This window comes from Streptomyces sp. Ru73 (assembly GCF_002920575.1).
Classification (GTDB): Bacteria; Actinomycetota; Actinomycetes; order Streptomycetales; family Streptomycetaceae; genus Streptomyces.
Map to the genome: position 1 here is coordinate 1 of NZ_PQSQ01000190.1, position 4,131 is coordinate 4,131.

Annotated in this window: 4 protein-coding genes; 1 reads left to right on the forward strand and 3 read right to left on the reverse strand. The window is 74.4% G+C overall.

Translation table 11 applies throughout. The features are described 5' to 3' along the window. On the forward strand, positions 1–822 hold an 822-nt coding region (locus tag C3486_RS36265), incomplete at its 5' end, for an NAD-dependent epimerase/dehydratase family protein (protein ID WP_103837102.1). 48 nt (positions 823–870) lie between these two features. On the opposite strand, the gene C3486_RS36270 is transcribed toward C3486_RS36265, so the two are convergent. The 3 genes from C3486_RS36270 to C3486_RS36280 form a co-directional block, all read right to left on the reverse strand. Then, positions 871–1,959, reverse strand: coding sequence for a magnesium and cobalt transport protein CorA (locus C3486_RS36270; protein WP_103837105.1), 1,089 nt, complete (start codon positions 1,957–1,959; stop codon positions 871–873). Between the two features lie 67 nt (positions 1,960–2,026). Beyond that, positions 2,027–3,322, reverse strand: a complete 1,296-nt coding sequence (locus C3486_RS36275) for an MFS transporter (protein WP_103837103.1) — start codon at positions 3,320–3,322, stop codon at positions 2,027–2,029. Next, the gene (locus C3486_RS36280; RefSeq protein ID WP_103837104.1) at positions 3,319–4,011 is read right to left on the reverse strand and encodes a FadR/GntR family transcriptional regulator; all 693 of its coding nucleotides are present in this window, start codon (positions 4,009–4,011) and stop codon (positions 3,319–3,321) included. Before C3486_RS36280 ends, C3486_RS36275 begins: the two co-directional genes overlap by 4 nt. Positions 4,012–4,131 lie beyond the last annotated feature (120 nt).

Below are 4,131 nucleotides of genomic sequence, written 5' to 3' on the forward strand. Positions count from 1 at the left end.
GCGGTGGTGGACACCTGGTCCGGCGCCCCGTCGGTGGTGCGGGAAGCGGCCCGCCTGCTGGCCGGGCGCGTGGCGCGCTACGTGTACGTGTCGAGCGGGTCGGTGTACGCGTTCCCCCGCGCGGCCGGGCTGGGCGAGGAGGCGCCACTGGTTGCGGGCGCGCCCGACGCGGGCGAGGTGGAGTACGCGGAGGCCAAGCGGGGCGGCGAGCTGGCGGTCACGGAGTCCTTCGGGGCCGGCCGGTCGGTGCTCGCGCGGGCCGGGCTGATCCTCGGGCCGTACGAGAACGTGGGACGGCTGCCGTGGTGGCTGTCCCGGATCGCCCGCGGCGGCCCCGTGCTGGCCCCGGGCCCGCGGGACCTCCCGGTCCAGTACATCGACGTCCGCGACCTCGCTGAGTGGATCCTGCACGCCGTCGAGGCGGGCCTGGCCGGCCCGTACAACCTGGTCAGCAGGAGCGGGCACGCCACCATGGGCAGCCTGCTGGAGGCGTGCGTCGAGGCCACCGGGTCCGGCGCCGAGCTGCGCTGGACCGCGCCCGAGCACGTGCTCGCCGCCGGCATCGAGCCGTGGACGGAACTGCCGGTCTGGGTGCCGCCCGAGGGCCCCGAGTACGCGGGGTACTACGACACCCTGCACCGCACGGGGGTGGAGAAGGCGTACGCGGCCGGGCTGCGCTGCCGGCCGGTGGGCGAGACCGTGGCGGACACCTGGGACTGGCTCCGCTCGCTGGGCGGCCGGGCCCCGCAGCGGCCGGACCGTCCGCTGAAGGGCGTGTCCCCCGAGAAGGAGGCGAAGGCGCTGGGCGCGGCCGGGAGCTGACCGCCGGACCGCAGGCGCCCGGTGCACCGCGCTCCGGGCGCCGCGCCGCTACAGCCAGCCGTTGCGCCGGAAGCCGCGGTGGATCACCGCGCACGCCACCACGATCACGGTCATCACCACGGGATAGCCGTAGACCGAGTCCTTGCCCCACAGGTGCTCGAAGTTCATGCCGTACACCCCGCACACCATCGTGGGGACGGCCAGGATGGCGACCCAGGCGCTGATGCGCCGCATGTCCTCGTTCTGCGCGATGGTGACCTGCGCGAGGTGTGCCTGGAGTATGGAGTTCAGCAGCTCGTCGAAGGCGGTGATGCGCTCGGTGACCCGGGCCAGGTGGTCGGCGACGTCCCGGAAGTAGGTCCGTATCCGCGGGTCGACCTGCGGCAGCGGCTGGGTGGAGAGCCGGTCCAGCGGGCGGTCCAGCGGGGCCACGGCCCGCTTCAGCTCCAGCAGCTCGCGCTTGAGCTGGTAGATGCGCCCGGCGTCGGCGTTCCGCCCGTTCTCGGCGAAGACCGCGCTCTCCACCTCGTCCATGTCGTCCTGGACGGCCGCCGTGGCCTCCAGGTAGTCGTCGACGACGTGGTCGGCGATGGCGTGCAGGACGGCGGACGGGCCGAGCGCGAGCTGCTCCGGCACGGCCTCCAGGGACTCGCGCAGCGGGCCGAGCGAGCCGTGGCCGCCGTGCCGGACGGTGATGACGAAGTCCTCGCCGGTGAAGACCATGATCTCGCCGGTCTCGACCACCTCGCTGGTGGCGGTGAGCCGGTCGTGCTCGACGTAGCGGACCGTCTTGAAGACCGTGAAGAGGTTGGTCTCGTACTGCTCCAGCTTGGGGCGCTGGTGGGCGAGGACGGCGTCCTCCACGGCCAGCGGGTGCAGCCCGAACAGCTCCACGATGTCGGCGAACTCCGCCTCGGACGGCTCGTGCAGCCCGATCCACACGAACCCGTCGCCGGAGGCCCGCACCCGGCGCACCGCCTCCTCGACCGGGCGGTCGCCCGGCACCCGCTCCCCGTCCGCGTACACCGCGCAGTTGACGACGGCGGTGCCGAGCGGTGAGCGCGCCGGGTGGGCGAGGTCGACCCCGTGGCTGCGCTGCTGGGGCAGGCGCACCGCCCGGCGGAGGTGGTGGATCATCGACATGGGCGGCTCCCGTGCGGCTACGGTCGGGCGCCGCCCAGTATGCCGATCGAGGCGTTCCGCTTCACCCCTCGCCCGCGACGTGCCGGTTCCGCGCGGCGCCCAGCCCCGCGAGGACCTGCGGCACGAGCAGCACGAGGAGGACGACGACGGGGACCGTCCAGGTGCCCGAGGCGTCGTGCACGGCGCCCAGTACGGCGGGACCGGTCGCGGCCAGGATGTACCCGAAGCACTGCGCCATGCTGGAGAGCTGCGACGCGTGCCTCGTGTCCGGCGCGCGCTGCACGATGAAGAGCAGCGCCAGGCTGATCGCGGCACCCTGGCCCAGCCCGAGCAGCGTCATCCACACATAGGCGCCGGACACCGGCGCGGCCAGCACGCCCGCCAGACCCGCGGCACACAGCAGCGCGCCCAGCGTGGCCAGGTGCCCCGTGCGCAGCCGGCGGCCGGCGATCACGGGCGCGAGGAAGGAGCCCGCGATGCCCAGCAGCGAGGAGAAGGAGAGCATCCAGCCCGCGTCGCCCGCGCTCATCCCGGCGTCGGTGAGCATGGTCGGCAGCCAGGCGGCCGCCGCGTAGTAGCTGAGCGACTGCAGGCCCATGTAGCCGGTGACCTGCCAGGCCAGCGGGGACCGCCACAGGCCGCGCACCGGGTGCGCCGCCTGCCGCGCGGCGCCGGCCGGCACCGGGGTACGGGAGCGGGCCCGCGGCAGCCAGACGAGCAGCGCGAGCACCGCGAGCGAGCCCCAGCAGGCCAGCGTGGCCTGCCAGCCGAGACCGGTGGCGTTCCGCAGCGGTACGGTCACGCCAGCGGCGAGCGCGGCGCCGCCGAACAGCGACATGGAGTACAGGCCGGTCATCAGCCCGGCGCGGGCGGCGAAGTCCCGCTTGATCAGCCCGGGCAGCAGCACGTTGGCCACCGCGATGCCGGCGCCGATGACGACCGTGCCGGCGAACAGCGCGGCCACCTGGTCGGCCAGCCGCAGCACCGTACCGGCGCAGATCAGCACCATCGTGCCGAGCAGCGACCGCTCCAGCCCGAAGCGGCGGCCGAGGCGCGGCGCGACGGGCGCGAGCAGACCGAAGCAGAGCAGCGGGAGCGCGGTGAGCAGACTGGTGGCGGCGGCCGACATGCCGCTGTCGGCACGGATGGTGTCGGCGAGCGGGGAGACCGCGACGAGTGCCGGGCGCAGGTTCAGGGCCAGCAGGACGACGCCGACCGCCACGTAGAGCCCGGCGCGCACCGTACTCGGGGGCGCGGCCGCGGGCTCCCTTGTGGGGGCGGCGGTCGGCGACCCCGTAGGAGCGGCGGTCCGCGGCCCTTCGGTGCGTGTCGTCGTGCTGCTTTCCTGCGCCGTCATGCCTGCTCCCGGAGGGCCGTCGCCGCCTCGTCGAGGTGGGCCAGCGCGGCCTGTTCGGCGGCGTCCGCGTCCCCGGCCTCGATGGCGTCGACGATCGCGGCGTGCGCGTCGAACTGGTGGCGTACCGCGTCGGGCACGGGCGCGGCCACGACGGACCGCAGCGTGGCACGCAGCGCGTCGGTGAGGTGCCCGTAGAGATCGGCCAGGACGCTGTTGTGCGCGGCGGCGGCGACGGCGCGGTGGAAGGCGATGTCGGCCTCGATGAAGGCCGCGGTGTCGCCCGTCAGCCAGATGCGGTCGCGTTCGGCGAGGGCGGCGCGCAGCGCGGTGACGTCCTCCTCGGTGCGGCGCAGCGCCGCGTACCGGGCCGCGTCCCGCTCCAGGGAGGCGCGGACCTCGTAGGCCTCCAGCTCGCAGGAGCGGCGCAGCCTGCGCTGTACGGCGGCGCCGAAGTCGCTGCTGGCGCGGACGTACGTGCCGTCGCCCTGGCGGGGCTCCAGCATGCCGGTGTGCACGAGCGCGCGGACGGCCTCGCGGACGGTGTTGCGTCCGACGTCGAGCTGCTCGACGAGTACCGGCTCGGCCGGGATCTTCGTGCCGACCGCCCACTCGCCGGCGGCGATCAGACCTTCCATCTGGTCGATGACCAGGTCCACCAGGCTGGTCCTGGTGGTGCTGCGCAACGGCATCGGCTGCCGTCCCCTTTCGGTGTCCGGGGCGTCGTGACGGTGACGCGATTACACCGGTGATAGGAACATCCCATGTTTGGGCGTGTCAAAAAAGAGACCCCGGGCCGCGCGGGGCCGGGG

Bases quoted from the DNA above. Each gene is read 5' to 3' on its own strand.
- C3486_RS36270 (WP_103837105.1), bottom strand. From the start codon at position 1,959: ATGATCCACCACCTCCGCCGGGCGGTGCGCCTGCCCCAGCAGCGCAGC.
- C3486_RS36275 (WP_103837103.1), bottom strand. From the start codon at position 3,322: ATGACGGCGCAGGAAAGCAGCACGACGACACGCACCGAAGGGCCGCGG.
- C3486_RS36280 (WP_103837104.1), bottom strand. From the start codon at position 4,011: ATGCCGTTGCGCAGCACCACCAGGACCAGCCTGGTGGACCTGGTCATC.